19 protein-coding genes, 1 tRNA gene and 1 pseudogene are annotated in these 13,872 nt (G+C 42.0%); 6 read left to right on the plus strand and 15 right to left on the minus strand.

The window, feature by feature from the left end; translation table 11 throughout:
* The first annotated feature begins 101 nt into the window (after positions 1 to 101).
* The 3 genes from ABHN01_RS24180 to ABHN01_RS24190 all read left to right on the plus strand — a co-directional run bounded on the left by ABHN01_RS24180 (position 102) and on the right by ABHN01_RS24190 (position 670).
* On the plus strand, positions 102 to 320 hold the full coding sequence (locus tag ABHN01_RS24180) for a helix-turn-helix domain-containing protein (protein ID WP_429877664.1): 219 nt from the start codon (positions 102 to 104) through the stop codon (positions 318 to 320).
* Between the two features lie 36 nt (positions 321 to 356).
* Positions 357 to 563: a hypothetical protein gene (locus tag ABHN01_RS24185; RefSeq protein WP_429877665.1), complete on the plus strand. Its 207-nt coding sequence runs from the start codon at positions 357 to 359 to the stop codon at positions 561 to 563.
* A gap of 10 nt (positions 564 to 573) precedes the next feature.
* A tRNA-Sec gene (locus ABHN01_RS24190) sits at positions 574 to 670 on the plus strand.
* A 66-nt stretch (positions 671 to 736) separates the two neighbouring features.
* On the opposite strand, the gene ABHN01_RS24195 is transcribed toward ABHN01_RS24190, so the two are convergent.
* Positions 737 to 1,261 (minus strand): type 1 glutamine amidotransferase domain-containing protein, encoded by a 525-nt coding sequence (locus ABHN01_RS24195; protein ID WP_429877666.1) that lies wholly within the window; start codon positions 1,259 to 1,261, stop codon positions 737 to 739.
* 470 nt (positions 1,262 to 1,731) lie between these two features.
* Between ABHN01_RS24195 and ABHN01_RS24200 the strand changes: the two genes are divergently transcribed.
* A complete protein-coding gene (locus ABHN01_RS24200; protein WP_429877667.1) occupies positions 1,732 to 2,157 on the plus strand; it encodes a DUF2621 domain-containing protein in 426 nt (141 codons plus the stop codon).
* Between the two features lie 34 nt (positions 2,158 to 2,191).
* Here ABHN01_RS24200 and ABHN01_RS24205 read toward each other — a convergent pair whose 3' ends face one another.
* From ABHN01_RS24205 to yneA, 10 genes and pseudogenes are all read right to left on the minus strand, one after another.
* Positions 2,192 to 2,647, minus strand: coding sequence for a CcdC family protein (locus ABHN01_RS24205; protein WP_429877668.1), 456 nt, complete (start codon positions 2,645 to 2,647; stop codon positions 2,192 to 2,194).
* A gap of 65 nt (positions 2,648 to 2,712) precedes the next feature.
* Entirely contained in the window at positions 2,713 to 3,423 is a 711-nt protein-coding gene (locus tag ABHN01_RS24210) for a cytochrome c biogenesis CcdA family protein (protein WP_429877669.1), read from the minus strand.
* Between the two features lie 87 nt (positions 3,424 to 3,510).
* Positions 3,511 to 5,241: pseudogene (locus ABHN01_RS24215) on the minus strand (ABC transporter ATP-binding protein).
* 164 nt (positions 5,242 to 5,405) lie between these two features.
* A complete protein-coding gene (locus ABHN01_RS24220; RefSeq protein ID WP_053354387.1) occupies positions 5,406 to 5,618 on the minus strand; it encodes a YneF family protein in 213 nt (70 codons plus the stop codon).
* Positions 5,619 to 5,698: 80 nt separating this feature from the next.
* Positions 5,699 to 6,139 carry a sporulation inhibitor of replication protein SirA gene (gene sirA, locus ABHN01_RS24225; protein WP_290399441.1) on the minus strand — a complete coding sequence of 147 codons (441 nt, stop codon included), beginning with the start codon at positions 6,137 to 6,139 and terminating at the stop codon, positions 5,699 to 5,701.
* A 134-nt stretch (positions 6,140 to 6,273) separates the two neighbouring features.
* Entirely contained in the window at positions 6,274 to 8,271 is a 1,998-nt protein-coding gene (gene tkt / locus ABHN01_RS24230) for a transketolase (RefSeq protein WP_429877670.1), read from the minus strand.
* A gap of 170 nt (positions 8,272 to 8,441) precedes the next feature.
* Entirely contained in the window at positions 8,442 to 8,726 is a 285-nt protein-coding gene (locus tag ABHN01_RS24235; protein ID WP_429877671.1) for an iron-sulfur cluster biosynthesis family protein, read from the minus strand.
* Between the two features lie 105 nt (positions 8,727 to 8,831).
* Positions 8,832 to 9,071, minus strand: a complete 240-nt coding sequence (locus tag ABHN01_RS24240; protein WP_429877672.1) for a DUF896 domain-containing protein — start codon at positions 9,069 to 9,071, stop codon at positions 8,832 to 8,834.
* A gap of 44 nt (positions 9,072 to 9,115) precedes the next feature.
* Positions 9,116 to 9,772 (minus strand): YneB family resolvase-like protein, encoded by a 657-nt coding sequence (locus tag ABHN01_RS24245; protein WP_429877673.1) that lies wholly within the window; start codon positions 9,770 to 9,772, stop codon positions 9,116 to 9,118.
* Between the two features lie 7 nt (positions 9,773 to 9,779).
* Entirely contained in the window at positions 9,780 to 10,058 is a 279-nt protein-coding gene (gene yneA / locus ABHN01_RS24250) for a cell division suppressor protein YneA (protein ID WP_429877674.1), read from the minus strand.
* A 153-nt stretch (positions 10,059 to 10,211) separates the two neighbouring features.
* Between yneA and lexA the strand changes: the two genes are divergently transcribed.
* Positions 10,212 to 10,832 (plus strand): transcriptional repressor LexA, encoded by a 621-nt coding sequence (gene lexA, locus ABHN01_RS24255; protein WP_290399447.1) that lies wholly within the window; start codon positions 10,212 to 10,214, stop codon positions 10,830 to 10,832.
* Between the two features lie 597 nt (positions 10,833 to 11,429).
* Here the strand turns inward: lexA and ABHN01_RS24260 are convergent.
* The 4 genes from ABHN01_RS24260 to ABHN01_RS24275 form a co-directional block, all read right to left on the minus strand.
* Complete coding sequence (locus tag ABHN01_RS24260) at positions 11,430 to 11,651, minus strand: hypothetical protein (RefSeq protein ID WP_290399449.1); 222 nt, start codon at positions 11,649 to 11,651, stop codon at positions 11,430 to 11,432.
* Positions 11,652 to 11,795: 144 nt separating this feature from the next.
* Positions 11,796 to 11,990 (minus strand): glyoxalase superfamily protein, encoded by a 195-nt coding sequence (locus ABHN01_RS24265; protein ID WP_429877678.1) that lies wholly within the window; start codon positions 11,988 to 11,990, stop codon positions 11,796 to 11,798.
* Positions 11,972 to 12,349, minus strand: a complete 378-nt coding sequence (locus ABHN01_RS24270) for a YkvA family protein (protein ID WP_429877675.1) — start codon at positions 12,347 to 12,349, stop codon at positions 11,972 to 11,974. The genes ABHN01_RS24265 and ABHN01_RS24270 overlap by 19 nt, the downstream gene beginning before the upstream one ends.
* 395 nt (positions 12,350 to 12,744) lie before the next feature.
* Positions 12,745 to 12,963 (minus strand): hypothetical protein, encoded by a 219-nt coding sequence (locus ABHN01_RS24275; protein WP_429877676.1) that lies wholly within the window; start codon positions 12,961 to 12,963, stop codon positions 12,745 to 12,747.
* Positions 12,964 to 13,144: 181 nt separating this feature from the next.
* On the opposite strand from ABHN01_RS24275, the gene ABHN01_RS24280 reads away from it, so the two are divergent.
* Positions 13,145 to 13,294, plus strand: a complete 150-nt coding sequence (locus ABHN01_RS24280) for a hypothetical protein (RefSeq protein ID WP_429877677.1) — start codon at positions 13,145 to 13,147, stop codon at positions 13,292 to 13,294.
* Positions 13,295 to 13,872: the final 578 nt, after the last annotated feature.

A 13,872-nucleotide genomic window follows, 5' to 3' on the forward strand; every position in this document is an offset into this window, starting at 1 on the left:
ATTTTTTGGGGCAATCCGGCAGTACCTCTGAAGCTTTATTCGGGTGACGCTATCTATTCGATCACCAATGTGTTATACTTATTAAAAGTGAGGTGGCGTTTTTGAACGTTTATAAGCCTAAAAAAAGTAATCTGAAGTCATTAATTGCTAATAAGAACATGAAGCTTCAAGCTCTTTCAAAAAAGACCAATATCTCTGTTGACCAGTTAAAGGATTACCAATCTAAAAAAGTAATGAGTCTAAGCAATGCGATGACCATTGCCAAGGAATTGGATTGCCAGATTGAAGATCTTTATGACTGGAAGATAGTAAAAGAGTGAAACTTTCACTCTTTTTCCTTTTTGTTAGTCGCATGGATGAACAATATTTTATTACGAATTAGGGAGAGAACCAAGCTGAAAAATAATCTTTTTGCCGCCGGTGAATCCGTAACGATAAAAGCTACAGATGAAACGGTAACGGTAATGCGATGCAAGTTCATTAAGAACATGAAACGTTATTCTTATATCGTGAAGGAAAACCCTTCAACCTTTTATTTTGAAGAAGAGCTTGTTAAGAAATAATTCTTTACACGGGGCCAGAAGTGATGCTGGTGCTCGCCTGGGTCTTCAAAACCTTTTGGGAGGCGCGTGCCGTCTCCGGTGGGTTCGATTCCCACGTGGTCCCGCCAATGAAAAAGAAGAATGGACATAAAATAAAGGGAGACGGCAGATGCCGCCTTCTTTTTTTTGTTCTTTTATTCTTCTGCCAGTTCATCCGCAAATGCTTTCACATATGGCGGAAGGTCCGGGGGACGGCGGCTTGAAACTAAATGTCCATCAACGACCACAGCCTCATCCAGCCATTCAGCTCCGGCGTTCTCCATGTCATCCTTAATTCCCGGTGTACTCGTTACTTTTTTACCTTGAAGGATCTTAGCGGAAATCAGAACCCAGCCGGCATGGCAAATCTGCCCGATGGGCTTTTTATGGTTGTTCATGTGCTTGACTATCTCGATGACGTTTGGTAAACGTCTCAGTTTGTCTGGTGCCCATCCGCCGGGTACGAGCAGAGCATCATAGGCCGAAGGATTGATCTCATCAAATGAGTAATCCGCTTCGGCTGGCACCCCGTATTTCCCCTTATAAATTTCTCCCTTTGTTTCTCCGGCCAGATCGACCTGGGCTCCTTCCTCCCGCAACCGCAGGATCGGATACCACAATTCCAGATCTTCGAACTCATGATGTACCAAACTTAAGACCTTTTTGTTCGCTAACCTCATGTACGGCACCTCCAAAATATTCGTGTAGTCTTTGTCCGATAATGTACCGTGAGCCATAAGGTGAAGTCAAGCCCTCCCGCTTGCTGTCATGATCAATATTTCCCAGCGGCCATAAACGGTAGGGAGGTATACCTCCTAGACTTCAGCTGGACCAAGCGTTTATGCACCCATGAATATTTATGCATGCGTAGTTATCCCAGGTTTATCCACAGCTCGAGTTATTCACAGTTATCCACAGCAAGTCCTGTTATAGTGTTTATAACCTTCTGTACCACTGGAACAACTGTTATACCCCAGATTTTGATCTGTTATAATCTGCGGCGAATGTCGGTTTTTGTCGCACGAATTATTTCCCATACAGGTGCTGCCCTCCTCCCCTCTTCAGGCATTTCCAGATGTTTTATTGATTCGACTTGTTTCTCAAGATATAATTGTTAGAGAATACATAATAATTGAGCGGGGTGGACAACATGTCTGCAGGTTTTTTTCTATTCATTGCAGCCTGGACTATATTTTTAATCTCATTGTTTGCGATCGGCGGTTATTTTATGTTCCGAAAGTTTTTGAAACGGCTGCCGAAAGAAGACGGAAAATCAATTTTGGATTGGCAGGATTACTATATCCGTGAGACGATTCATCTATGGACTCCCCAGCAAAAGGCGTTTTTGGAGGAACTGGTCTCGCCTGTTCCCGAACTTTTCCGTGATGTTGCCCGTGAAAAGATTGCAGGAAAAATCGGCGAGCTCGCCATTCAGGAAAAAGCATCCGCGATGACACAAGATCTGATTGTACGCGGCTATATCATCGCCACACCAAAAAGAGACCATAAATGGCTCATCAAAAAATTAAACGAAAAACATATTGACCTCTCCCCCTATAAGACCCTTCTAGGATAAAAAAACTCGATCACCAAATGGTGATCGAGTTTTTTTATGATTTCAGCGCTTTTTGATATCCGAAATACATCGCGATTCTCCATGGGAGAATCATCCCAAAGGCGACAATAAAAAACAAACCGCTCGTTTCTGTATAGGTGATCTGATGGCCAAGATACGTCTTCATGGCCATTCGGATGAGGAAGAGCGAAATTAAAATCGCCACAAACGCTTTTGACCGGATGAGATAGATCTCCCTTCCCCTCTTTTCGAACTTGCTTGTTTTTATGAGAAAAATGGAAAAGAGACAGCCGACAAGAAACGACTCTCCCGCCTCCCACCAGGGCATGCGGAATTCAGGGAACAGAAACATCAGAAAACCAGTGGACATGAATAAAGGAGGAAGTATAATTTTCTTAAGTGAGGCAGGTTTTTTCGTCGCTTTCAAACGTACAAAAATGACTGTGACAGCCATGACTGCTGCCAGGATACTGCTTGCAATAAAAAACAAAAGCTTTTCCTTCTTTCTTGATCAGATCTATCCCCATCATCCTTTGAATCAGTAAATTATAGCACCTAAAATCCCTGAAATCCGCCGAAAACCCGATTCACAAGGAACGAAGTGAACTTGGTCATCCAGTCAAAATATAACACTACCCCCATAGCCACCATGAGAAAACCGCCGGATTTCATAATTTGAACGTTGTATTTTTTTATACTGCTCAGTTTGTCTAAGAAGAAACTCAAAAAGAAAAATGGCACCGCAAAGCCGAGAACGTAGCAGGCCATATACAGCATACCTGCCCCGGGATTGGACACAGCCAGTGCAATCACTGTACCAAGAATGGGACCTGTGCAAGGCGTCCATCCTGCAGAAAAACCGATGCCGATCAAAATGGAACCCATATACCCTGCCGGTCTGTTCCTGAACGTTAATTTTCTGTCCTTCATTAAGAATGCCGGCTTAAACACGCCGAGGATCAGCAAGCCAAAAATGACAATAATGATTGCACCGAACTGGCGCAGAAAATCTTTATACTGCGAAAAGAAGGTGCCGATAAACGAAGAAGATAATCCTAAGACAATAAAAACAATTGAAAAACCGAGCAGAAAATATGCCGTATGCAGCATTGCCTGCTTTCGTTTCATTCCTTTATCTTCCTTGATCTCCCTGACTGATATACCTGTTATGTAAGAAAGAAACGCCGGATAAAGCGGCAGGCAGCACGGGGAGATAAAAGATAGGAGACCGGCTCCAAAAGCCAGCCAGATATTCAAGTCTGCCATCATGTCTACTCCTCTTAATGTATTACTTTTAGTTTATAGATTTGAGACCGCTTGTTCAATGCAAAAAAAGAAATTTCTACATCGAAATCAGCTGACATCATAGGTAAGCTTTCCCTTTTGCTGAAGAGCATACATTTTATGATACAACCCTTCTGCCTGCATCAGTTCCTGATGTGTTCCCCTTTCCACGATCTCTCCCTGATGCAGAACGAGGATCTGATCAGCATCCTGAATGGTGGACAAACGGTGAGCGATAGCGATCGTTGTTCTTCCCGCTCATTTTCATTAATACCCTTTGGATAGCATCTTCTGTCTGGGTATCAATGTTAGAAGTCGCTTCATCCAATATCAAAATCCTCGGTGAGAAGGCCATGGTTCGTGCAAGAGATGAGCTGGCGCTGTCCGCTTGAAAAAGTCGCGCCCCTTTACCCTATCTCCTGGTTGTAGCCTTCAGACAGGTTCTCAATAAACTCATCTGCCTGGACAAATTGTGCAGCTCTCCTGATGTCTTCATCGGAGATGCCATCATTAAACAGCCTGATATTATGCGCGATATTACCGGTGAACAGGAAGGAGTCCTGTAGGACTAGACCCATCTTTTTCCTGAGTTCATTGTCCGGATAATACTGGATTGGAATAGAATCAATATATATTTCACCCTGGTCAAAATCATAAAACCTCATCAGCAGATTGGTGATCGAACTCTTCTCCCGGCGATTCCGAGTGTTTTCCCCTCCGGGAGTACAAAAGTGATATCCTTCAAAACCGGTCCTGAATTCACATCATACGAAAACTCCTTTACATCGAGTACAAGAGAACCTGCTGGAATCTTTTTAATCCCTTCTTCTCTTTCCCTGATCCTCTCATCCTCTTGAAGAAGTGCTGTTACCCTGTCGTAAGATGCTCTTCCTCTTTCAACGATATTGAAGAGCCAGCCGAAAGCCAGCATCGGCCAGATGAGCAATCCCAAGTAGCTGGTAAAGGAAACGAGCTGGCCGATCGTAAGTTCTTCTTTAAGAACGAGGGAAGATCCGTAGGACACCGCCAAAAAGAAAGAAGCTCCGATAATGACAGCTATCGTCGGATCAAACAATGCATCCACCTTTGCCACTGAAATATTCTTTTGGACGACATCCTTTGAAAGGGTCTTAAACGCTTCCACATCCTCTTTCTCTTGTCCGAACGCTTTGATCACCCGTGCTCCCGAAATGCTTTCCTGCACTTTGTCATTCATGCCAGAGAACGCCTGCTGCGCTTTATGGAAACGTTTATGCAGCATCGATCCATAACGGCTCGTTGACCACGCCATCAAAGGAAACGGCAGAAGACTGACAAGTGTCAGCTTCCAGCTGATCGTAGAGGCCATTGCGATCAATGTAAAGCCACCCATCATCGCTGAGTCCACAAGCGTCAGTACACCGTCACCGGCGGTTTGCTGAATGACCTGCAGATCGTTTGTGGAATGTGCCATTAGATCTCCCACTCTTCTTTTTTGATAAAAGCGGGGGGACATGTTCGTAAAATGAGAATAAAGGCGGTTCCGCAAATAAAAGCAAGTTCAATGGAAGCCCCGTAGATCATGATTCTCCAAAAAAAACGCAGGATATAGACAGCGGATGCCACCGCCAAGAGGATCACCAGATAGAGGAACAGCATTTTCCCGGTTAATGTTTCCTCCCTGATATGGTCCACCGTAAATCCGATGATTTTAGGCGGCACGAGCAAGCATAAAGAAACAAGCGCAAGCAAGAGAATTCCTGTTATGTACCTTCTTTTTTGTTGCTTGAAATACCACAATAAATCGATAAAAACGTTCAACCCATCTTCTCCCTCCTATAAAAGGAAACATACCTATTTTACCAAATAATGAAAATTAAAAAAATGTTTCAGCATTTTTTCAAAAAAAAAATAAACTGTTCAACAGAACAGTTTATGATTTTTTTGTATAAAAAAGCACCCACGAAAATGAGCGCTCGTCCACCTTACTTCATCTGGTTGTTCATTGCTTTCATCATCTGGTTGATTTTCTTTTGGGACGGCTTCTGACCCATTTGCATCATCATCACCCGCAGCATGTTTTCGTTGATTGGTGGATTCTTTTGTAAGTAATTCATCATGTATTTGCGGGCAATGAAAAATCCGATGGCTACTCCTGCAAGAAGTGCCAAGATACCCACAAGGATATAATAAAACATAGTAAAACTTCCTCCTTCGTGTTGTCTAGCACTAGTTTACTATAAAAAGCCAACGGGATACAAGATACAGTCCAAAATATTTATGACCCGTAGCCTGTCCTTGCTTTTAGCGGATTGAGCCAGCCATAACGATAATATTTAAAATCCATCGCAAAAAAACAGCGTTCATACTTTCGGATATTTTCAAAAATAGCGGTTTCCGCTTCAAAGCTGCCTACACTTTGAAGGATCATGTAACGTTCGGAAAAACTGAGCCGTGCAGAGCTTTTTTCACACTCCAAAAGAAAGGAATGGGCTTCGGCTTGAAATCCTTTCGAAGACAAGAGCATCTGTTTGATAAAGGATTGAAGAGGACTCGGCTGAAGTGGAGAGGTGATGTAATGAATCTGTTTTAGCAGAATGTCTTTTTGCACAGTAAAGGTTTTGTATTCTTCCAAAAAAAGCTGAAAGAGCTTGATTTCTTTCCCGAAATATTCCTCTGCGACATCTTCGTTGATCTTATAGATGAAATACTCTCTCAAGACCGCCACCCCTCTCCTTTTTTACATCAAGTATAAAGGATTCTTTACAAAATACTTGTCTTATACTGGAGCATGCGTCCACTTCTTTTGTCGAAAACAGAAAAACCCGGAGGACATCTCCGGGTTTCAATCCATTATTTATTAAATAAAGCTTTTACTTTGTTTGAAACATTTTCTACGGTGAAGCCATACTCAGCAATGATTTTATTCCCAGGTGCTGAAGCTCCGAACTTGTCGATTGCAAGGGTATCGCCATCTAAACCTACATATTTGTGAAGCCCTTGAGAGGCTGCCATTTCAATACCAAGTCTCGCTCTTACAGATGAAGGAAGAACGCTCTCTTTGTATTCTGCAGATTGCTGCTCGAAACGATCCCAAGAGGGCATAGAAACAACGGAAGTTTCAATTCCATCTTGTTTCAATTGTTTTTGTGCTTCAATGGCCAGACTCACTTCAGACCCAGAAGCGAGCAATAGTGCTTGAGGAGTCCCTTCAGCTTCAGAAATCACATAAGCACCTTTTTTAACGTTCTCATAAGCACTTTCTTTCGTCCCGTTCAGGATTGGAAGATTTTGTCTCGTAAGAACAAGCGCTGTTGGCTGATCCACACTTTCAAGTGCAAGCTTCCATGCAGCAACTGACTCATAAGCATCTGCAGGACGAATGACAGAAAGACCAGGCATTGCACGCAATGATGCAAGCTGTTCGACCGGTTCATGAGTAGGGCCGTCTTCACCTACAGCTACACTGTCATGTGTAAACACATACGTTACAGGCAGCTTCATGATGGAAGCAAGACGGATGGCCGGACGCAAGTAATCAGAGAAAACGAAGAACGTTGCACCGAATACTTTTAGTCCTCCATGAAGGGCCATCCCATTAACAGCTGCACCCATCGCAAATTCTCTTACTCCAAACCAGATGTTTCGTCCGCTATAATCTTCACGGCTGAAGTTTGTTTCACCGGTAAGCATCGTGTTGTTGGAACCTGCAAGGTCAGCAGATCCTCCGAATAGCCATGGAATGTTTTGCGCAAATGCATTCAATGCTTTACCAGAAGAAGCCCTCGTCGCGATCGGTTTATCGAATTCCGGAAGGTTTGTGTCAAAGTTTTCAGGAAGCTTGTTCTCAATTGACATTTTCAGCTGTGTAGCAGCTTCGCTGTGCTCTTTTTCATATCGGGCAAACAATTCGTTCCATTCTTCTTCTTTCTTTTTGCTCTCTTCTTTAATGGAAGCAAAATGTTCTCTTACTTCTTTAGGCACGAAGAAGTCTTCTTCAAATACCCAGTTATACGCTTCTTTAGTCAACTTTACTTCATCAGATCCAAGAGGCGCACCATGTGATGCGGACTTACCGGACTTGTTAGGGGAACCATAACCGATCACGGTTTTAACTTCGATCAGTGTCGGATGTGCTGTATCTTTCTTCGCTTCAGCAATTGCATTTTCGATCTCTTTCAGGTTTGTTCCGTCTTCTACTCGAAGAACTTGCCATCCATAAGCTTTAAAACGGTCTTCTACACTCTCGGAGAAAGAAAGATGCAGATCCCCGTCCAGTGAGATGTCATTTGAATCATATAGGACTACGAGTTTGCCCAGACCAAGATGGCCAGCCAAAGAAGCAGCCTCAGCGGATACACCTTCCATCAAATCTCCGTCTCCACAGATGGAATACGTATGGTGGTCAACAACCTCAAAGCCGTCTTTGTTGTATGTTGCAGCAAGGTGGCGTTCTGCCATTGCCATACCTACTGCCATCGCGATCCCTTGTCCAAGGGGTCCCGTTGTTGCATCCACTCCAGCTGTATGCTTGTACTCAGGATGCCCAGGGGTTTTGCTTCCCCACTGACGGAATTGCTTTAAGTCTTCCATGGAAAGGTCATAGCCTGAAAGGTGAAGCAAGCTGTATAGGAGCATGGATCCGTGCCCTGCAGATAACACGAAACGGTCACGGTTAAACCATTCCGGATTTTCTGGATTGTGGTTCATGAATTTCGTCCAAAGACTGTAAGCCATCGGCGCGGCACCCATCGGCATGCCCGGGTGTCCCGATTTGGCTTTCTCAATGCTATCTATAGCCAAAGTACGGATAGTGTTGATAGATAATTGGTCAATTGAAGCAGTAGACATTATTTAATCATCCCTTCATCTACATATGTAAAAGATTTCTCGATACCATCATAAACATATTGAGCATTTTATACAAGCACAATGCCCATCAATAGTGTCCCATAAAATGAATCTTTGATACAAACAAAGAAACCTGTATTATAACTTTTTTGTTATAATACAGGTTTACATTAGTTTAACGCCGGAAACTCACAATAGAAGATATCTTCTCCTTCGTCATAATCCAGTTTCATATCATCTACCAGCCACTGGTCATCCGGCTTCACAAAAAATTTCAATCCGCTTACTTCCTGTATTCGATCCCCATCTCCAGGCTGTGCAGGGCTGATTCCCAAGGCGTATCCTCCATTGCTTGCACTGCCGGCGTACCGTGCGTATAACCGGAGTGCCTCACCCTCATTTAAGTCGATTTCACTATATAATCTGATAACAGAATCCGTTATTGAAAAGGCCAATTTGTTCTCCCCTTTCATCGTTGTTATATAACAGTATATACGATATTCAGAATTTTGCAACAACAAAAGAGCCTGATTTCATATTACAGAAATCAGGCTCTTCTCTTAATGTTTGATATTATTCTGGCTTTTTTTGCTTTCTTTCAGCTTTTGCGGGGTCACATCATTGCCTTCAGGGTCAATAATTTTAAGTGAGTGCAATCTATTTTGAAAAGAAGATCTGACGTTTTTCAGATACTCCTCCCTTAGTTGCTTTTGTTCTTGGGCTTCTTCTGTAGACAAACCTTCTAGCTTTGACTTTTTAGCAAGAAAATTTATACGTTGCAGTTTATCTGGTGTAAGCATGGAGCACCTCTCCTTTTTCTTCGATATGCCTATCGTAACGAATATTAAGTAGAGTTTCCAGTCGGAGCACTTTCTAAATACTCCTTATACCTTCTGTGAACGGTTGCTTTCGATGCTTCATAACCGAACCCCTTTAATGTTACAGCAATTTCGGAAAATGTAAGATCCATATGTCTGAGACGTATGATTTCTTCAATCGGAAGCTGTTTCCGTTCTCTTCCCCCATGATGGATATTCTTTAAGTTATGTTGCGGTTTATAGCCTCTCTGAACGGCCTTTTTCATCCCTCTTTTAATTTTCAAATTATGAAGCTTGCGCTGATATTCTTCTACGACAGCTACGATTTCAAGCACCATGGATTCTGCTTCAGAGAGCTGGTATTCCCCCTGGCTGCTGTATGTATATACCTTAATGTTTCTTTTTTGAAGTTCATGAAGGAGTACGATTTTAGCGTTCCCTCTGCCCAAGCGGGTATCATCGGTTATGAGGAGAACGTCAAATTCTTCAGCCTGCGCCCGCTCGATCATCTCAAAGAGACCCTCTCTCTCTAAGCTGTATCCGCTTTCTCTTTCCTTGATGACTGACACAATTTCAAATCCATGCCTTACTGCAAGTTGTCTCAATTCCTCTTCCTGTCGGGATAAGGAGGCAGTCTGCTCCTCGTTATCCGTGCTTACTCTGCAATAAATGATCGATCTCAATTTTATTTCACCTGTCTTTATCTGCTTTGATCGGTATCGTTAATTTCTGGCCAGGAGTGATCGTCCCTGCCTGAATCGCATTGTTCTTTTCAACCCACTCTACAAATTCCCAATTTGAGCCTTTGCTCTTGGTGTATTCCTCTGCAATCTCCCATAGTGAATCTCCTTTTTCCACTGTGATCTCCATATATTCTTTGGATCCTTCTGCATGTGATTGATAAGCGAACATAATAAACCCTGCTGCAACAATAGATATTAGTATAAATACTGGTGAAAATCCCTTCAACATAAATCCCCCTTACGAATGTGTGTTCTTATTAATTGTTATTATAATAGGAACACCTGTTCTTTACAAGAGTTTTTTTCGAACTTATGTTTGTATATCTTGTTCCTGCATGCTATACTTTTTTCAAGAGTATTCAGTGAATGAGGTGTAATCATGACAAAACTTTCCAGAAGGCAGATTGATATACTGGAATTTATTAAAGAAGAAGTGAATGCAAAGGGTTATCCCCCATCAGTACGGGAAATCGGAGAAGCGGTTGGACTGGCATCCAGCTCCACTGTCCACGGCCATCTATCCAGGCTTGAAAAAAAAGGGCTCATCAGGCGAGACCCTACCAAACCGAGAGCGATTGAAGTACTAGGCCTCGACTCCGAACAGATCATAACGAAAACGCGTTCCGTGAATGTACCGATCATCGGTAAAGTTACCGCAGGTTCCCCGATAACAGCCATTGAAAATGTGGATGAGTATTTTTCATTGCCCGAACATGTAGTTGGCGACGATAATGTTTTTATGTTAACTGTCGAAGGAGACAGTATGATCGAAGCCGGTATCTATGACCGGGACCTCGTCGTCGTCAAACAGCAGCCCACTGCTGAAAACGGTGACATTATCGTAGCGATGACGGAAGAAAACGAAGCCACCGTTAAACGGTTCTTTAAAGAAAAAGATCACATCCGCCTTCAACCGGAGAATTCAGCGCTTGCTCCGATTCTGCTTCCAAACGTCACCATCCTGGGAAAAGTAATTGGAGTCTACCGTACCCTTCAATAAGAAACAAATTAAGCACCACGGGCGATCTCGCCTGCGGTGCTCATTTTGTTCACCCGTTTTCTTTTCACTTACCGTTCCGGTTACATCTAAAGGGCAGCTAAGAACAAGGGCAGCTAAGAACCAGACCTTTCGGAAATACTTTGAGCTTATTGCTAACAAAAACCTCCAAAATATAGATGGTGCTCTATCATCTCTCTATTCTCTCGCAAGGGGCTATGTTCACTAGAAAAAAGTAAGATTATTGCGATTCTCGGAAGTGCCAGCGGTTTTGATCCGCTCACTTATCGACTTCTCCGCAAGTCCATACCCGTCCATAGTCTGCCTGCGGTGACCTATAAGCGTCAGATTCTGCAAGGGCATAAGTTGGACTACCTGCTAATAGTCCAGTCATTATGCCTCTTTTACGAAAGAGGCTCCAACATTCTTGCCATCCGGCCAATCATTTGGTGAATGGGAGAATTGGTTGGAGATCCTGTGATTGGTACCGCCATGTTAATCGAAAAAAAACCATTTTAATTAAAGAATCGCGCCGAGCCGTTAAAGAAGGAATCATTATCGCTCTCCAGGCTTCACTGTCAGAAACCATGTTCTATACGATTACCTTCGGATGAAAAGCAGCACATTTGAACTTTCAAAAACAATCCGAAAATTATTTCTTAGAAGACAACTTTCGGCATGAACGACATCTTCCCCTCTTCGCAGAAACTCCCTGCATGGCCCTGCACTTCCGATGACCGCAAAATCAACAATTCGAAATCGTCTTGTTGTTGAAGCGCTCTCGAACACAATAACGACTACATCCCTTGTTCGAGGTGACAATAGTTTACCTCCTTGTAGATAGTTGATACTCTATAGGATGCAATGACCAATCGATGCGCAATGGACAAAGATGGAGTTTAATCAATTTTTGTCCTGTTCCCTCTTTCCCAAGGCAAATATTCATCAAGTCTTACACAGTACTCACTATTTTTGGATGCTCTCAAAAAACACTATACGATTTCCGAATGGGTCATTCATGCACCGCTCTTGAGTGTTCCATGGCGTAGTTTGGATTCCAGGACGAGCATACTTGTATTTCTTCGCAAGCAGATGAGAATGTAATAACCTGATATTTTCGACTTCGATTCTGAGTGCAGCTGTTAAATAGTTATAGTCAATTTAAAAACAATACACAAGATTAGCGCTAGCCAGATCATGATGATGAGAATAGCAACAAACCAATTTTCAGGTCTGTTATCTTCGTTAAAATCTTTTGCTTTAATTTCACATTCGTTAAGGACATCTTCGGGAATCATCTTTAAGGCTAACATTATTCCCAACGGTACTATAATTACATCATCTAAATAACCTAAAACCGGAATAAAATCAGGTATTAAATCAATCGGACTGAATGCATAAGCTACTACACATGCAGTAAATACTTTAGCATACCAAGGTACTCTATTATCCCTGCAGGCCAAATATAGAGTTAATAATTGTTGTTTTAGCTTTCTTGCCCAAGCCTTTATTGTCTTCATTTGCCCTCCTTATAAAATCGACAGGCGGGATTTGATAAGAATTTCATCTAATTTAAAATGTACTTTATGTAGATTGTCAGGCTGGAATTCGTCTGATGAATCTTCATCTCACCGGTTATCAAAAGAGTTGTTTGAAATGGCGGTCAGTGGGCTAATCCCACGAATGACTGGATTACTAAAACTAAATATATCATACAATGGGATGAACTGCTTCAGCTGCAATATTTTAATCGGCAGCTTAGTTTATCAATTCATTTAACAAATTTATAAGTGGATAAATAAAAAAAGAAGGCCTGAAGCATTTAACTGCTGCCAGGCCTTTTTTTATGCTATAGAAGAAAAAGGACATTTAAATATACCCAAACGCTCTAAAAAGCAATTAGAAAGCAAGTTACTTATACCTCATTTTCTCTTTGCTGTTCAGTAGAGAAAGATGCCGTTTCACCCTCATTGCCCGGTTCTTTTTGAAAACCCTTATCGAGCTGACCGGCATTTTCAATATCTCCCGAAGCCCGGTATCCTGCTACTTCCTCATTGCTGGTTGTTCCATATAGACCCATGCCACCGAGCTGTGCTCGTACGTTTTCCTCAATTTTATCTTTTTTATCAGCCATTTTGTTCACCTCCGCTTGTTGTTAATGTAACCAACAATTAGTAAGGTATGTAAGAAATAATAAGGTTTCGGCTCAAATTATGATCCCTTTTCATGCACTGATTAGAATACAAATGAAACCACTTTATTGAAGTATAGTTTTATTTTTTTTTGTAACTATATTAAATGGAGGTGGTTTAAAAATGGAAAAAAATGGAGATTCTCCAAATACAATCAAATATAGTATATGGAATACACGGACGGATGAAAATCAACCTGGAAATAAAGAAAAGTATACTGAGTCAATGGACAGATCTAACCTAGAATCAAAAACAGCAGACAATCAAGAATAACAATCACGCCCGCTCGTGGGACGTACTGTTGAATAAGCCGATCTTGTTTAAGCAATGTATCGGATAAAATGAAAATGAAGTTAGTGTAAAACACAAAAACAATAACCCCGGTATCAAGGGTTTTGAATCTTAATTGTTCACGTTCCCAAGGATGAACTAGTGTGCGGAACATATCCTGTATTCACAAGTTCTGTCGAACGATTAAGAAATTCCTTTTTAATAAGGATTTACTTTATCATTTATTGAATAAAGATAAAGCAGGACAAGAAGATGACCCACCACTTTCCCAGTGGTTGTTATAGTGAGGTGCTTATATGAGGGACAGCATGGAAAAACAAAAATATAAAGATCTTAAAATAGGTAACGGGGAGCCATCCCTCTACCTATTGTTTTCGAAAGTTTCCCCCAACATTCTGGCCCTTTAATGAAAATAAGCGCTAGTCCTTGTTGCAGGAAAGCGCCCGATCGGAAGGATTGTGGAATAAGACCCTATAAAGTAACATCCCCATTATGTTCAAGCAATAAAAATGCTAAAAGCACTGCGATTGAAGTGACCCCTGAACGGGACTCATACCGGC

Origin of the sequence: Fictibacillus sp. NRS-1165 (assembly GCF_050468105.1) — a bacterium.
GTDB lineage: Bacteria > Bacillota > Bacilli > Bacillales > Fictibacillaceae > Fictibacillus_C > Fictibacillus_C terrinigri.

What these genes read in the sequence shown, in the direction of transcription:
- ABHN01_RS24200 (WP_429877667.1), top strand. Translation starts at nt 1,732, where the DNA reads ATGTCTGCAGGTTTTTTTCTATTCATTGCAGCCTGGACTATATTTTTA.
- ABHN01_RS24185 (WP_429877665.1), top strand. Translation starts at nt 357, where the DNA reads ATGAACAATATTTTATTACGAATTAGGGAGAGAACCAAGCTGAAAAAT.
- ABHN01_RS24220 (WP_053354387.1), bottom strand. Translation starts at nt 5,618, where the DNA reads ATGTTTTATTATATCCTTGTGGGTATCTTGGCACTTCTTGCAGGAGTA.
- ABHN01_RS24275 (WP_429877676.1), bottom strand. Translation starts at nt 12,963, where the DNA reads ATGGCTGATAAAAAAGATAAAATTGAGGAAAACGTACGAGCACAGCTC.
- tkt (WP_429877670.1), bottom strand. Translation starts at nt 8,271, where the DNA reads ATGTCTACTGCTTCAATTGACCAATTATCTATCAACACTATCCGTACT.
- ABHN01_RS24270 (WP_429877675.1), bottom strand. Translation starts at nt 12,349, where the DNA reads ATGAAGACAATAAAGGCTTGGGCAAGAAAGCTAAAACAACAATTATTA.
- ABHN01_RS24195 (WP_429877666.1), bottom strand. Translation starts at nt 1,261, where the DNA reads ATGAGGTTAGCGAACAAAAAGGTCTTAAGTTTGGTACATCATGAGTTC.
- ABHN01_RS24240 (WP_429877672.1), bottom strand. Translation starts at nt 9,071, where the DNA reads ATGCTTACACCAGATAAACTGCAACGTATAAATTTTCTTGCTAAAAAG.
- ABHN01_RS24280 (WP_429877677.1), top strand. Translation starts at nt 13,145, where the DNA reads ATGGAAAAAAATGGAGATTCTCCAAATACAATCAAATATAGTATATGG.
- ABHN01_RS24210 (WP_429877669.1), bottom strand. Translation starts at nt 3,423, where the DNA reads ATGGCAGACTTGAATATCTGGCTGGCTTTTGGAGCCGGTCTCCTATCT.
- lexA (WP_290399447.1), top strand. Translation starts at nt 10,212, where the DNA reads ATGACAAAACTTTCCAGAAGGCAGATTGATATACTGGAATTTATTAAA.